Source organism: Burkholderia sp. RF7-non_BP4 (assembly GCF_001521935.1).
Taxonomy (GTDB): Bacteria; Pseudomonadota; Gammaproteobacteria; order Burkholderiales; family Burkholderiaceae; genus Burkholderia; species Burkholderia diffusa.
Map to the genome: position 1 here is coordinate 250,779 of NZ_LOTA01000095.1, position 14,549 is coordinate 265,327.

Below are 14,549 nucleotides of genomic sequence, written 5' to 3' on the forward strand. Positions count from 1 at the left end.
AGCGCCGTTTAGCCCCGTTCAGCCCGTCTGCGCCGCAACGTCGGGCCGCTGCCACGGCGGCAATTCAGCCCAGCCGAGCGGCCCGTAGACGGTGCCGCCGGCGGCCTCGATCCGTTCGACGAACGTGGCGAGCGTCGCCCCGGCCGGCACGGTCAGCGTCAGCGCGTCGACGAAATCCTCGCTGCGCAGCCATGGCGCCGCGCCGTGGTTGATCTGCTGGACGCTCCACGCGTGCCCGTGCCGCCCGGCCTCGGGCGGCAACAGACCCGGCGCGTCGAACGCGACCCGCAGCAATTGCGCGCGCGAATCGCTGTACGGCGGTTTCGCGGCATTCTGGTACGGCACGTCCGCCCAGCGCTCGCCGCATTGCTCGTCGAGCGGCAAGCAGGTAAACCACGCCCAGGGCGAGCGGACGAAGCACAGCCGGTAAAGGTGCCCGGCACCATCCAGATTGGCGATCAACGTCATGATGGGTTTATCCCGAAAGACTGATGCCGCTACGCGCGGCGCGCACGGCATGCGCGGATAACGGGATCACGACGCCGCAAGCGCGCACGAAATCACTATCCCGCCGCCGCCGGGGCCCGAGGTTGATCGTCGTCAAACCGCACGCCGTCCGGGAATCTCGCCCGGCCGGCATGGCGATCCTGCAATCCCTGATTTCGGTCAACCGCCGCTTGCGCGTTCGGGATGTAATCGACCTACTGTTCCGTCGACTCCCGATGAGGCAATTCATGAAACTGACATTTCTCGGCGCGACCGAAACGGTGACCGGCTCGAAGTATCTGATCGAGCACGGCAGCCGGCGCGTCCTGGTCGATTGCGGCCTGTTCCAGGGGACCAAGAACCTGCGGCTGCGCAACTGGCGAGCGCTGCCGTTCGCGCCCGACACGCTGGACGCGGTCGTGCTCACGCACGCGCATGTCGATCACACCGGCTATCTTCCGGTGCTGGTGCGCGAAGGCTATCGCGGGCCGGTGTACTGCACGGCGGCCACGGCCGAACTCTGCGACATCATGCTGCGCGACAGCGCGCGGCTGCAGGAGGAGGAAGCCGATTTCGCGAACCGGCACGGTTACTCGAAGCATCATCCGGCGCAACCGCTCTACACGCTGGACGACGCCCAGCGCGCGCTGCGCCTGCTGAAGCCGGTCGCCTTCGACGAATGCACGGCGCTGGGCGGCAACCTGTCGTTCCGCCTGCTGCCGGCCGGGCACATCCTCGGCGCGGCGAGCGTCGTGATGCACTGGGATCACAAGGTGCTCGCGTTCTCGGGCGACCTCGGCCGGTATCACGACCCGATCATGCAGCCGCCGCGCCCGCCCGCGCATGCGGACTATCTGGTCGTGGAATCGACATACGGCGACCGGCTGCATCCGGCGTCGGATCCCGAAGCCGAACTGGCCGCGATGTTCGACAAGACCTTCGCGCGTGGCGGTGTCGTCGTGATGCCCTGCTTCACCGTCGGCCGCGCGCAAGAAATCCTGCATTACATCGCGCGGCTGAAGGCGTCCGGCCGCATGGCGCGCGTCCCGGTGTTCCTCGACAGCCCGATGGCAACCGACGTGACCGAGATCTATCGTCACCATATCCTCGAGCACCGCCTGACCGTCTCGGAGGCGAACGCGCTCGGCCACGCGGCGACGATGATCCGGTCGGTGGACCAGTCGAAGGCGATCGCCGACCACCACGGCCCGATGGTCATCATCGCCGGCAGCGGCATGGCGACGGGCGGGCGCGTGCTGCATCACCTGACCCGCTATGCGCCCGATGCGCGCAACACGATCGCGCTGGTCGGCTACCAGGCCGCCGGCACGCGCGGGGCGGCACTGGCCGCGCACGAGCCGACGGTGAAGATTCACGGCGAGTACGTCCGCGTGCGCGCTCAGGTCGAGATGATCACGACGCTGTCGGCCCATGGCGACTACGAAGAGATTCTGAAGTGGCTCGGCACGATGCAGTGCCCGCCCGCGCGGACGTTCGTCACGCATGGCGAACCCGCTGCCGCGGATGCGATGCGCCGGCGCATCGCCGAGCGTCTGCACTGGCGGTGCGAGGTGCCGACCTACGAGCAGTGCGTCGATCTGGACGAGGTTGAATCGAACAACACGCAGGAACCTGCCGCGCTGTCGTCCTGACTGCGGGCGAAACGCCCGCCGCGCGTGACGGGAGGCGGCGGCTCCCGATTCCCGTCACGCGCGGCCCGGCGATCAGCCGACTTCGATGATGACCTTCAACGCGTTGGTTTGCGCGGCGCGCCCGAACGTGTCGTACGCGCGTTCCACGTCGTCGAGCGAGAACCGGTGCGTGATCAGGCGCGCCGGATCGAGGCGCCCGGCGCCGACGGTTTTCAGCAGCATCGGCGTGCTGACCGTGTCGACGAGCCGCGTCGTGATCGAGATGTTGCGATCCCACAGCTTCTCGAGGTGCAGGTCGGCCTTGACGCCGTGCACGCCGACGTTCGCGACGACCCCGCCGGGCGCCACGAGCGACGTGCACATCTCGAACGTCGCCGGAATGCCGACCGCTTCGATCGCGCAATCCACACCCACGCCGTCGGTCAGCTTCATGACTTCCGCCACCGGGTCGCCATCGCGACCGTCGAAGCAGTCGGTCGCGCCGAAGCGCCGCGCGACCTCGAGCCGGTTGCTGTCCGGATCGATCATGATGATCCGCGCGGGCGAATAGAACTGCGCGGTCAGCAACGCGGCCAGCCCGATCGGGCCGGCGCCGACGATCGCGACCGAGCAGCCCGGCTGCACCTTGCCGTTCAGCACGCCGCATTCGAATCCGGTCGGCAGGATGTCGGACAGCATCACGAGCGCGTCCTCGTCCGCGCCGGCCGGAATCCGGTACAGGCTGGTCGGCGCATGCGGGACGCGCACGAACTCGGCCTGCGTGCCGTCGATCCGGTTGCCGAGGATCCAGCCGCCCGTCGTGCAATGCGAATAGATTCCGCGGCGGCAGTATTCGCAGCGGCCGCACGACGAGATGCACGAAATCAACACGTGATCGCCCGGCTTCAGCGAATCGACCGCGGCGCCGACCTGCTCGACGATCCCCACGCCTTCATGGCCGAGAATGCGGCCCGGTTCGCACGTCGGCACGTCGCCCTTGAGGATGTGCAGATCGGTGCCGCAGATCGTCGTGCGCGTCACGCGGACGATCGCGTCGGTGGGCGACTGCAATTCCGGTTTGGGTCGCCGTTCGAGCGCCTTGCGCCCGGGGCCGTGGTAAACGAGTGCTTTCATCGCGATTCCTCCATCGAAAGGGGGGCCTGTTCAGGCATCGGGGCGGTGTCATGCCGGACCTGCGCCAGCAACACCGCGAGCGCACAGGAGGCGACGCGGACGGCGACGCCGTCGGCGCGGCTCGTCAGCACGATCGGCACGCGCGCGCCCACGACGACGCCCGCGTTCGCGGCGCCGCCCAGGTATTCGAGTTGCTTCGCGAGCATGTTGCCCGCTTCGATATCGGGCACGACCAGGATGTCGGCACGGCCGGCGACCGGCGAATCGATCCCCTTCTCGCGCGCGGCGCGCTGCGATATCGCGTTGTCGAACGCGAGCGGGCCGTCGACGACCGCTCCCGTGATCTGCCCGCGCTCGGCCATCTTCGCCAGGGCCGCCGCGTCGAGCGTCGAACGCATCGCCGGATTGACGGTCTCGACCGCGCACAGCACGGCCACGCGCGGGCACGCAACGCCCAGCGCATGCGCGACGTCGATCGCGTTCTGCGTGATGGCCGCCTTCTGCGCGAGATCCGGCGCGATATTGACGGCCGCGTCGGTCAGCAGGAACGGGCGCGGATAGGCGGGCGCCTCGATCAGGAAACAGTGAGACATGCGCTTGTCCGTGCGCAGGCCCGATTCCGCGGCGACGACCGCCCCCATCAGCTCGTCGGTATGCAGGCTGCCCTTCATCAGCGCGCCGGCGCGGCCCGACGCCGCGAGCTCCACCGCCCGGGCCGCCGCCGCGTGGCTGTGCGGCACGTCCTCGATCGTCCATTTCGCCAGATCAACGCCCGCCTCGTCCGCCACGCGCGACACCTTCGCGCGCGGCGCGACGATCAGCGGCTCGATCGACGCGCCCAGCGGCGACGCATCCAGCGCGGCAAGCGCGACGAGACTGGCCGCGTCGCACGGATGCACGACGGCCATCGTCAGCGGTGGCGCATGACGCGCACGCGCGATCAGCTCAGGCAGTTCGCCGTCCGCGCGCGGCAACAGGCCGGGCAGGCGCGCGCCGACGGACACATCCGGATGCAGGTTCATGTTCATGTCTCGAGCACGTAGGTGCCGGGTGCCGCGCCGAAGCCGGCGGCCGGCACGCGTGCCGGCACGTCGCCCGACGAATGCGCGCGCAACCAGTCGCGCCAGCACGTCCACCACGATCCGTCGACCGCGGGCGTTTCGCTCACGAAGTCGTGCCGGCTCCGGTAAGGCGCGCCGTGCTCGCGCGTCGCGCAGCGATAGTGGCGCCCCGGATGCCCGGGCTCGGACACGATGCCGGCATTGTGGCCGCCGGAAGTCAGCACGAACGTCAGCGCGTGGTGCGTGAGCAGATGCAGCTTGTAGACGGAACGCCAGGGCGACACGTGATCGCGTTCGGTTCCGACCACGAACGTCGGCACGTCGATATCCGACAGCGCGACCGGTCGCCCGTCGACGCAGTAGCGGCCGGCCGCGAGATCGTTGTCGAGGAAAAGCCGCGTCAGGTATTCCGTATGCATCCGGTACGGCATGCGCGTGGTGTCCTCGTTCCACGACATCAGGTCGTTCGGCTTGGTGCGCGTGCCGAGCAGGTATTCGCTCATCATGCGCGACCAGATCAGGTCGCGCGCGTTCAGCAGCTGGAACGCGGCGGACATCTGCGCGCCGTCCAGGTAGCCCTGCCGCCACATCAGCGCATCGAGCGCGGACAGTTCGCTCGCGTCGATGAAGAGGCCGAGTTCGCCGGGTTCGCTGAAATCGGTCTGGGCCGCCAGCAACGTGACGGACCGCAACGCGTCGTGCTGCCGCCCGTCGCGCGCGAGCGCCGCCGCGCCGATCGCCAGCAGCGTGCCGCCGAGGCAGTAGCCGACCGCGTGGACGGCTTCGCCGCAGATCGACCGGACGGCGTCGAGCGCCGCCATGCACCCGTCGCGCAGGTAATCGTCGAGCCCGAGCTCGCGCGCCTCCGCGCCCGGATTGCGCCACGACACGGCAAACACCGTGTAGCCGGCATCGACCAGGAAGCGGATCAGCGAATCGTGCGGCTGCAGGTCGAGGATGTAGTACTTCATGATCCACGACGGCACGATCAGGATCGGCTCGCGTGCCACGGCGGGCGTCGCCGGGTCGTATTGCAGCAGCTCGCACAACGCGTTGCGCCATACGACGCGGCCCGGCGTGATCGCCACGTCGCGTCCCGGCAGATAGCCGTGCGTCTCGCGGGCGCGCGTGCCGCTCGTGCGATCGAGCAACGCGCTCGCGTCGTCCAGCCAGTTCCGGAAGCCTGCCGCGAGATTCGCGCCGCCGCTCCGCATCGTCGCGTCGAGCACGACCGGGTTGGTCGCCAGGAAATTGCCCGGCGAGCACGCGTCGAGCCACTGTCGCGCGATGAATCCGACCAGCTCCTCGTGGTGCCGTTCGACGCCCGGCACGTCGCGCGTCGCGTCGCGCCACCAGCGCTGGATCGACAGGAAGCCGTCGCGATACGCGCGAAACGGCCAGCCGGACCACGCGGGCGCGGCGAAGCGCGGATCGGCCTGCCCCGCGTGCACGGCCAGGCCGCTCGTGTCGGCCGCGTTGGGCTCGCCCTCGCTCTCGCCCTGGCTGGCGGCCGGTGCGGCGGCAGCCAGCCACGCCTGCGTCGCGAGCTCGAAGCATTTTCCCGGCGACACGGCGAGATGCGCGCCCCAGTCGAGCACGGCCAGCGCCATCGACACGGGCGACAGCCCGAAGGTCATCGCGGCCACGTTCGCATGCGCGGCGCGGTTCCATTGTTCGGCGGGCGACGTACGGGCCGGCGTGCATTCGGCCGAGCGCGACGCCGGTTCGCTCGTACTCGTTGGCCGCATCGTTTCGTGCCCGATCGGCAAGCGCATGACGGATGCTTTCATCGCATGTGCATGCCGCCGTTGACGTCGAATTCCGCGCCGGTCGCGAACGCCCCCGCGTCGGAACACAGGAACGCGACGAGTTCGGCGATTTCGCCGGGATTGCCGAGGCGGCCGACCGGAATCTGCGGCAGGATCTTCGTGTCGAGCACTTCCTTCGGCACCGTCTCGAGCATCGCGGTCGCCAAGTAGCCGGGCGCAACGGTGTTGACCGTGATGCCGTGGCGCGCGAGCTCGAGCGCCAGTGTCTTCGTGAAGCCATGGATGCCGGCCTTCGCGGCCGCGTAATTCGCCTGCCCGTAGGCGCCGCGCGTACCGTTCACCGAGCCGACGTTTACGATCCGCCCGAAGCCGGCCGCGATCATGCCGGGCACGAACGGCTTCGTCATGTTGAACATGCCGTCGAGGTTGGTGCGCAGCACCGCATCCCACATGCTCTTGGTCATCTTCACGAAGGTGGCGTCGTGCGTGATCCCGGCGTTGTTGACGAGCACGTCGACATGCCCGAATTCGGCCAGCACGCGCGCCGCGCAGTGCTGGCACGAATCGTAGTCGGCGACGTCGACCTCGAACGCGTGGAACGTCCTGCCCGCCTCGCGTTCGTGCGTCAGCCACGTCGCGACGTGGTCGTTGCCTTCCGTGTGCGACACCGCCACCGTCATGCCTGCATCGTGCAGGCGCCGGCTGATCGCGACGCCCAGGCCGCCCATTCCGCCCGTGACGAACGCGACGCGGTCAGCGCACATGGTCGTTCTCCCGTGCGCCGGTCGTGCCATTCAGGCGGCGGGGGGAAACCGGCGCCCCTTCGCTCGCGTCCTCGATCCCGTGCTCCAGTGCCGTCATCCATTCCGCCCACGGCATGCTGGCTTCGTTGACCACGGCCAGTCGCTCCAGATCGGGCAGCCAGTCGGTCTGATAACGCGACAGCGCGCCTGCGCCGTATTCGCGCGCCCAGGTGCGCCATGCGCCGGCACTCTCGTATTGCGCACGCATGCACAGCTCGGTCGCATCCTGCCAGATCGCGACGCTCGCCATCGCGTAGTCGCGCATCACCTGCCGGGTCGCCTCGCCGAAGGCCGTCCACTCCTTCGTATCCGCGAGCGCCTGCTGCAGGTGACGGACCGCGTCGCGGTCGCGCTCGATGCGCCGCCCCGCCAGCGCATGCCATTCGTGCTGCCAGTCGCGGTTCAGCGCGGCCATGCGCAACGCGAGATCGCAGCCCGCGCGGCAAACGTCATTCGGTGTCGTCAAAGCGTACGTACTCATCGGCTTTCCTCTTTCGATCCGGTCAATGGGTTGGCATTCCGCCTCATGCCGCCTGCCCGGGATCGGCATCGCGACCGCTTCACTGTGCGGGCATCGCGCAAGGGGGCCGTTGATCTGAGTCAAGTACGCGGAAACCCTGCTCCGTAGACTGGATTGCACTGGCGGTTCCCCCGTCGATGGAGCGATTCCGATGAGCTACAAGAGCATAGTCGTGCACCTCGATTCGAGCGCCCGCGCGCATTCGCGGCTCGAATTCGCGTTGCGTCTCGCCCGGCGCTTCGGTGCGCATCTGACCGGCCTGTACGCGGTCTACACGCCGGAACCGCATTCGTTCTACGTGATGGCCGGATCCGCCGATTACTTCCGTGAGCACCGCGAACAGCGCGACGAACGGCTCGCGGCCCTGGAGCGCCTGTTCCATGCGGAGACGGCCCGCGCGAAAGTGCAGGCCGCATGGGTGTGTGCCGACGACCGCGCGAACCTGGCCGTGCCGCGCGCCGCCCGCCTGGCGGACCTCGTGATCGCGGGCCAGAGCGACCCGAACGATCCCGAGACCTTCATCGACGACCAGTTTCCGGAAAACCTCGTGCTGTCCGCCGGTCGCCCGGTGCTGTTCATGCCGTACACCGGCGAATTCCCGTCGATCGGCGAACGGGTGTTCGTCGCGTGGGACGGCAGCCGGGAAGCGGCGCGCGCCGCGCACGACGCGATCCCCTTCCTCGAACACGCGAAGCGCACGACGGTCGCCGCCGTGATCGACGGCGATTCGGAAGCGGCAACCACGCGCATTCCGGCCGCCGATGCCGCGCTGATGCTGGCGCGCCATGCACGCGACGTGAACGTGCTCGACATCGATGCCGGCGCCGGCTCGGCGATCGGCGACACGTTGCTGTCGCGCGCTTATGAAACGGGTTCCGATCTGCTCGTGATGGGCGCCTACGGCCATCCGCGCTGGCGCGAGCTGGTGATGGGCGGCGCCACGCGCACGGTGCTGGCGTCGATGACGCTGCCCGTGCTGATGTCGCACTGAGCCGGCCGATGCGTACGCTCGCGCTGCTCGTCGTCAATGCCGGTTCATCGAGCGTCAAGTTCTCGATCTTCGCGTATCCGCCGCACGGCGATCCCGTGCGGCGGCCGTTGCACGACGGCGAAGCGGTCGCGGCCGGCAACAGCGTGTCGATCCGCTTCGACGCCGAGCCGGACGCTTCGCTGCCGCTCGGCACGGACGACGATCCCTACCGCGCCGTGCTCGCGCAGATCGCGACATGGATCCGCGTGAAGTTGCCGCATGTCGCGCTGGGCGCGATCGCGCACCGCGTCGTGCACGGCGGCGCGCGATACGTGGAGCCGGTGGTCGTCGACGACGACGTGCTGGACGCGCTGCGCACGCTGACGCCGCTGGCGCCGTTGCATCAGCCGCACAGCCTGGATGCGATCGACGCGCTGCGCGACGCGTTTCCGGACGTCCCGCAGATCGCCGTGTTCGACACGGCGTTTCATCGCACGCTGCCGCGCGTCGAGCAGCTGCTGCCGTTGCCGCACACGTGGTTCGACCAGGGCGTGCGCCGCTACGGGTTCCATGGCCTGTCGTACGAATACCTGTCCGTCGCGCTCGCCGAATCGTTCGGCGAGCGTGCGCATGGCCGCGTGATCGCCGCCCATCTCGGCAGCGGCGCGAGCCTGTGCGCGCTGCGCGACTGCCGCAGCGTCGCGACGACCATGGGCTTCTCCGCGCTCGACGGATTGATGATGAGCACCCGCTGCGGAACGCTCGACCCCGGCGTCGTCCTGCACCTGCTCGACGTCGACAAGCTGTCCGGCGACGCACTGGGACACATGCTGTATCACGAGTCCGGTCTCAAGGGCGTGTCGGGGGCATCCGGCGATCCGCGCGTGCTGCTCGCGCGCGAAGCGGCCGGCGACGCGCCGGCCCGCGACGCGCTGGCGCTGTACGTCCATCGCATCGTGCGCGAGACCGGCGCGCTGACCGCGCTGCTCGGCGGCCTCGACATGCTCGTCTTCACCGCCGGCATCGGCGAACACTCGGCGGAATTGCGCGCGCGGATCTGCGCGGCGCTCGGCTGGCTCGGCGTCGCGCTCGACGCGCGCGCGAATGCGGCCCATGCGCATGTGGTGTCGTGCGCGTCGAGCGCGGTCACGGTGGTCGTCGAGCCGACCAACGAAGCGTGGGTCGCGGCGCGCGCCGCGGTGCGCGTGCTGCGCGGCAACCGCGACGGTTGATCCAGATCAGCGCACTCGGCGTGCGCGCGCCGATGATGATTGCATCAACATCCGTTCAAGGGAATCGTCATGTACTCGAACATTCTGGTTGCGCTCGACGGCAGCGATACGTCGTCCCGCGCACTCGACGCCGCGCTGAATCTCGCGTCGGAGACGGGTGCACGGCTGACCCCCGTCTATGTCGTCGATTTCCTGGTGCCGGCCTACGACACGTACGGATACGACCCGTCGATCCTGATCGACGCGTTCCGCGAGGAAGGGCTGCGCGTCACGGAGGACGCGGCGAAACGCATGAAGGCGCGGGGCGTGTCCGGCACGCCGCAGATCTCCAATGTCGCGCCGTCGCGCGAAGACGTCCCCCAGCGCATCGTCGGTCTCGCTGGCGAGATCAACGCCGACCTGATCGTAATGGGCACGCACGGCCGGCGCGGCTTCCAGCGCCTCTTCCTCGGCAGCGTGGCCGAGCGCGTGCTGCGTCAGGCCACGTGCCCGGTCCTGATGATTCCGGCGAGCTGCGCCGCGAAGGCGGCCGCCGAGACCACCGCGGCATCAACCGAAAAGGAGCCGTCATGAGCTACAAGACCCTGCTCGTCCATCTCGACGACAGCGAGCGCTGTGCGACGCGCGTCGACCTCGCGCTCGAACTCGCGGGACGCTGGAACGCCCATCTGATCGGCCTCTACGTGGTTTGCCAGGACCTCTTCGAGCCGTTGCGTCGGCCCGACGAACCGCTGAAGCTGGCCGTCTACGAACGCCTGTGCGACCAGCGGCGCAAGGAAGCGGAAGAAAAATTCCTGATCGCCGCCGAGCGCGCCGGGCGCAGCGTCGAATGGCAGGCGCCGACCGGCAACGCCACCGAGGCCGCGGTCCTGCATGCACGCCACGCCGATCTGCTGGTGCTCGGCCAGGAAAATCCCGACGACCGCCTGACCTACGTCGCACGTCATTTCGTCGAGGACGTCGTGATGGGCAGCGGACGCCCGGCGCTCGTCGTGCCCTACGCGGGCGACGTGCGAACGCTCGGCGAGAACGTGCTGATCGGCTGGGACGGCGGTCGCGAAGCCGCCCGCGTGATGGCCGACGCCCTGCCGCTGCTCGCCCGCGCGCGCTTCGTCAACGTCGAGACGGTCAGCCGCGGGCAACCCGATCCGGACAAGACGCCGGCGGGCGTTGACGTCGCCGCGTATCTCGAACGGCACGGCATTCGCGCGTCGTTCTCGACCACGCCGCGCCAACGGTCGGTGAGCGTGGGTGCGACGCTGCTGAACCGGGTGACCGACCTGCACGCGGATCTGCTGGTGATGGGCCTGTACAGCCATGCGCGCATGCACGAACGCGTGCTCGGCGGTGCCACCCGCACGATCCTCGAAACGATGACGGTGCCGGTCCTGCTGTCTCACTGAGCGAGCGAAAACGGGCAGCCGCTTGCGGCTGCCCGCCTCTGGTCACCCTCTCACAGCACGCCGGCACACGCGCCCGGCCCTTCGCGTACGACCAGCACCGGCCGGTCCGCGATGCGCACCAGCGATTCGGCGACGCTGCCGAGCAACGCACGGCGCACGCCGCGCCGGCCGTGCGTGCCCATCACGATCAGGTCCGCATCGCATTCGGCGGCGGCTCGCGCGAGCACGTCCGAGATGTCCTCTCCGCACGCGTCGATCGTTTGCGCAACGCCGCATACGCCGGACAGCTGGAACGCGGTTTCCGCGTCCGAGACCGCGATCGCGGCCTTGTCCGCGTCCAGGCCTGCCGGGTCGCGCTGGTCGATATAGCCGCTGTCGACGTCGGCCAGCCGCGGCGCATCCGATACCACGCACATGGCGATGACCAGGCTGCCCGACTCGCGGGCGAGCGAAATCGCCTCGTCGAGCGCGAGCCGCGCACCGCGGCTGCCGTCGAGTGCCGCAAAAATCCTTTGGTACATGGCGCCTCCCTGCCGTCGTCCCGGTTCGATCGGTTCGTGAAACCAGTCTGATCCCGGCGGGCGCCTTTCCGTTGACACGGGTCAAACACGCACGGCGCCGCCCGTGCGCGTCGGTCCCGATTGGCGAACGTCGGTAAACCGCGCACAATCAGGGCGATATTGCAGTTGCGGCCCGCCCCGCTGTTCGTGCCTCGCGTCCGGCCCGCCGCCAGCCAGCCACCGACGAAGTCCGTCAGGATGAACGGCAATGACAACGAATTCGCCCCCCTCCAGGGCCGGGCCGGCATCGCACCGGATCCGGCCCGCGCGATATGCAGCCATGGCCGCGCTGCTGACGCTGGCGCTTGGCCTGACTGCAACGGTTGCGGCGTCCCGGGCACTGCAGAACGGGGCACAGCACGCCGCGCAGGCGAGGTTCGAGCAAACCGCGACGCTCGCGACGGCCGACCTTCGGCGCACGCTCCTCGGCGCGGCTGCCGTTTTGCGCGGCGCGCACGGCTTCGCGTCGACGCTGCCCGCGCCGCAATCCGGGGCTGCGTGGCGCCGCTATCTCGCCAGTCTCAATCTGGACGGATTGCAATCGCCGGTCCGCAGTATCGGGAGAATCGAGCCGAGCGCGGCGGAGGACAATCAATCGACCCGGCAGGCACTTCAGCGCGCGGCGGAAACCGGCAAGGTCACGCTCGCCGCGAACGCGTTCCAGGACAGCACCGATGCCGCAATTGCCCGGACGGAGCTGACGCTGTACCTGCCGATTTATGCGAACGCTGAAGACATTGCTTCGTCCGGGTCGCGGCACGCGACGGCCACCGGGTACGTTTATGCCACGCTGAATCCGGACCGCCTCGTCGATGCGTCCGTTCTCGATCGGTTGCACCTGGAAATCACGGCCGACAATCCGGCCGCGCCGGTGTATTCCGGCGGCTTGCGCGCCGGCGACTCGACCGCAGCCGGCGACATGCTCCAGCGCACCGATTCGCTGACGTTCGGCGGCACGCCGCTCTCGCTGCGCTACAGCGCACCGCGCGCCGACACCTCCGGCGTCATGCTGGCCGTCCTGCTGGCCGGCACCGTGCTTTCGCTGATGCTGGCCGCGCTCGTGCGGCAGGCCGTCGCGAAACGCGGGCTCGCCGATACGCCCGCCGGCGACAGCCAGCCCACCGAGGCGCGGATGATGGGCATCATCCGGTCGTCGATGGAGGCCATCATCACCGTCGACGAAAGCCAGACGATCGTGATCTTCAACCCGGCCGCCGAGCACGTGTTCGGCGTCTCCGCGATGGAGGCGGTCGGCGCGCCGCTGTCCCGCTTCATCCCCGAGCGCTTCCGCGCCGCGCATGCGCGACACGTCGAGCAATTCGGCGTGACGGGCGTGTCGGAGCGCCAGATGGGGCGGCAACGCGTGCTGTTCGGCTTGCGCGGCGACGGCACCGAATTTCCGATCGAGGCGTCGATCTCGCAGATTCGCGACGGCACCGGCAAGCTGTACACGGTCATGCTGCGCGACGTGACCGAGCGGATGCGCGCGGAAAACGCCCTCAAGCAGTCGCGCGAGGAACTGCGCGACCTGTCCGCCAACCTGCAGAACGTGCGCGAGGAAGAGAAGACGCGCATCGCCCGCGAGTTGCACGACGACCTCGGCCAGCAACTCACCGCGCTCAAGATGGATCTCTCCGCCGTCGAGCTGGGGCTCCGTGGTGTCGTCGCCCCCAACACCGGCGTGCGCGAGCAGCTGGGTGGCATGCATCGCCTGATCGATTCGATCGTTGCGTCCGTCCGGCGCATCGCGGCCGATCTGCGGCCGGTGATGCTCGACGACCTGGGCCTCGTCCCGGCGATCGAATGGCTTGCAAACGATTTCACGCGCCGCTACCGGATCACGGTCGACCGGGACATCGCGCCCGTCGACACCGCGTTCACCGGCACCGGCGCGACCACGCTGTTCCGCATCGTGCAAGAGGCGCTGACCAACGTCGCGCGACACTCGGACGCGACGAACGTGACGCTGGCATTGAAAGTGGAAGACGGATATTGCATGCTGCGCATCGCGGACAACGGTCACGGCGCGCCCGAGCACGCCGGCAATGTGCAGGACCGCCCGTCGTTCGGCCTGATCGGCATCCGCGAGCGCGCGCACATGCTCGAAGGTACGGTGACGATCGACAACCGGCCGGGCGCGGGATTCACGATCACCGTGGCGCTGCCGCTTCACGCCATCCAGCAAGGAGATGTGCTTTCATGATCAAGGTACTCATCGCCGACGATCACGCACTCGTCAGGGACGGTCTTCGACACATCCTGAAGAGCGCGAGCGGTTTCGAGGTCGTCGGGGAAGCGCAGGACAGCGCCTCGACGATCGCGCTCATACGCGACACCGACGCCAACCTGCTGGTGCTCGATCTGTCGATGCCCGGCCGCAACGGTGTCGAACTCATCAAGCAGATCAAGGACGAGAAGCCGGGATTGCATATCCTCGTGCTGACGATGCATGCCGAGCAGCAGTATGCGGTGCGCGCATTCCGCGCGGGCGCGTCGGGCTACATGACCAAGGAAAGTGCCAGCGCCGAACTGGTCGCCGCATTGACCAAGATCGCGGCCGGCGGCGTCTACGTCAGCCTGACCATGGCCGAGCAGTTCGCGCAGAGTCTGAACGAGCCGACCGATCTTCTCCCGCACCAGCGCCTGTCCGACCGCGAATTCGACGTCTTCCGGCGCGTCACCACCGGCGAGTCGATCTCCGAAATCGCGCAGGCGCTCTGCGTCAGCGTCAAGACCGTCAGCACGTACAAGACGCGGATCCTCGAGAAGATGCAGTTGCCGAACGACACGGCACTCGTGCGCTACGCGATGCGCCACAAGCTGTTCGAGGACCCGGACGAGCTTTGACGGCGGCATCGGGCAGCGTCGCGTCCCGGACTTGATGTCCCGACAGTATCGCTGACGACGGCCAGGCGGGCGCGGCGACGCGGCGCCCGCCCTCGGCGGCAGGCGTAAGCCGGCGACGCTCGCGACAAGGTGC

14 protein-coding genes are annotated in these 14,549 nt (G+C 68.8%); 7 read left to right on the forward strand and 7 right to left on the reverse strand.

The window, feature by feature from the left end:
- Positions 1-18: 18 nt before the first annotated feature.
- The gene (locus WS49_RS31040) at positions 19-468 is read right to left on the reverse strand and encodes a hypothetical protein (RefSeq protein ID WP_059536589.1); all 450 of its coding nucleotides are present in this window, start codon (positions 466-468) and stop codon (positions 19-21) included.
- A gap of 266 nt (positions 469-734) precedes the next feature.
- Here WS49_RS31040 and WS49_RS31045 point away from each other — a divergent pair, with 266 nt between their 5' ends.
- Positions 735-2,138, forward strand: a complete 1,404-nt coding sequence (locus WS49_RS31045; protein ID WP_059536592.1) for an MBL fold metallo-hydrolase RNA specificity domain-containing protein — start codon at positions 735-737, stop codon at positions 2,136-2,138.
- Positions 2,139-2,210: 72 nt separating this feature from the next.
- Here the strand turns inward: WS49_RS31045 and WS49_RS31050 are convergent, their stop codons facing one another.
- From WS49_RS31050 to WS49_RS31070, 5 genes are read right to left on the reverse strand one after another with little or no spacing between them, the layout of a single operon-like run.
- Positions 2,211-3,251: a zinc-dependent alcohol dehydrogenase family protein gene (locus tag WS49_RS31050; protein WP_059536597.1), complete on the reverse strand. Its 1,041-nt coding sequence runs from the start codon at positions 3,249-3,251 to the stop codon at positions 2,211-2,213.
- The gene (locus WS49_RS31055; protein ID WP_059536601.1) at positions 3,248-4,279 is read right to left on the reverse strand and encodes a bifunctional enoyl-CoA hydratase/phosphate acetyltransferase; all 1,032 of its coding nucleotides are present in this window, start codon (positions 4,277-4,279) and stop codon (positions 3,248-3,250) included. The genes WS49_RS31050 and WS49_RS31055 overlap by 4 nt, the downstream gene beginning before the upstream one ends.
- Positions 4,276-6,102, reverse strand: a complete 1,827-nt coding sequence (locus WS49_RS31060) for a PHA/PHB synthase family protein (RefSeq protein WP_059536605.1) — start codon at positions 6,100-6,102, stop codon at positions 4,276-4,278. The genes WS49_RS31055 and WS49_RS31060 overlap by 4 nt, the downstream gene beginning before the upstream one ends.
- Complete coding sequence (locus tag WS49_RS31065; RefSeq protein WP_059536609.1) at positions 6,099-6,845, reverse strand: beta-ketoacyl-ACP reductase; 747 nt, start codon at positions 6,843-6,845, stop codon at positions 6,099-6,101. Before WS49_RS31065 ends, WS49_RS31060 begins: the two co-directional genes overlap by 4 nt.
- The gene (locus WS49_RS31070; RefSeq protein ID WP_059452448.1) at positions 6,835-7,365 is read right to left on the reverse strand and encodes a hypothetical protein; all 531 of its coding nucleotides are present in this window, start codon (positions 7,363-7,365) and stop codon (positions 6,835-6,837) included. Before WS49_RS31070 ends, WS49_RS31065 begins: the two co-directional genes overlap by 11 nt.
- A 190-nt stretch (positions 7,366-7,555) precedes the next feature.
- On the opposite strand from WS49_RS31070, the gene WS49_RS31075 reads away from it, so the two are divergent.
- The 4 genes from WS49_RS31075 (at position 7,556) to WS49_RS31090 (ending at position 11,009) form a co-directional block, all read left to right on the forward strand.
- A complete protein-coding gene (locus WS49_RS31075; protein ID WP_059536613.1) occupies positions 7,556-8,395 on the forward strand; it encodes a universal stress protein in 840 nt (279 codons plus the stop codon).
- Positions 8,396-8,403: 8 nt separating this feature from the next.
- On the forward strand, positions 8,404-9,606 hold the full coding sequence (locus tag WS49_RS31080) for an acetate/propionate family kinase (RefSeq protein ID WP_059536617.1): 1,203 nt from the start codon (positions 8,404-8,406) through the stop codon (positions 9,604-9,606).
- 69 nt (positions 9,607-9,675) lie between these two features.
- A complete protein-coding gene (locus WS49_RS31085) occupies positions 9,676-10,179 on the forward strand; it encodes a universal stress protein (RefSeq protein ID WP_059452517.1) in 504 nt (167 codons plus the stop codon).
- Entirely contained in the window at positions 10,176-11,009 is an 834-nt protein-coding gene (locus WS49_RS31090) for a universal stress protein (RefSeq protein WP_059536623.1), read from the forward strand. The genes WS49_RS31085 and WS49_RS31090 overlap by 4 nt, the downstream gene beginning before the upstream one ends.
- 50 nt (positions 11,010-11,059) lie before the next feature.
- Here the strand turns inward: WS49_RS31090 and WS49_RS31095 are convergent, their stop codons facing one another.
- Positions 11,060-11,530 (reverse strand): universal stress protein, encoded by a 471-nt coding sequence (locus tag WS49_RS31095; RefSeq protein WP_059536627.1) that lies wholly within the window; start codon positions 11,528-11,530, stop codon positions 11,060-11,062.
- 247 nt (positions 11,531-11,777) lie between these two features.
- Between WS49_RS31095 and WS49_RS31100 the strand changes: the two genes are divergently transcribed.
- Positions 11,778-13,772 (forward strand): PAS domain S-box protein, encoded by a 1,995-nt coding sequence (locus WS49_RS31100; protein ID WP_059536630.1) that lies wholly within the window; start codon positions 11,778-11,780, stop codon positions 13,770-13,772.
- The gene (locus tag WS49_RS31105) at positions 13,769-14,416 is read left to right on the forward strand and encodes a response regulator (RefSeq protein WP_059536634.1); all 648 of its coding nucleotides are present in this window, start codon (positions 13,769-13,771) and stop codon (positions 14,414-14,416) included. The genes WS49_RS31100 and WS49_RS31105 overlap by 4 nt, the downstream gene beginning before the upstream one ends.
- Positions 14,417-14,549 lie beyond the last annotated feature (133 nt).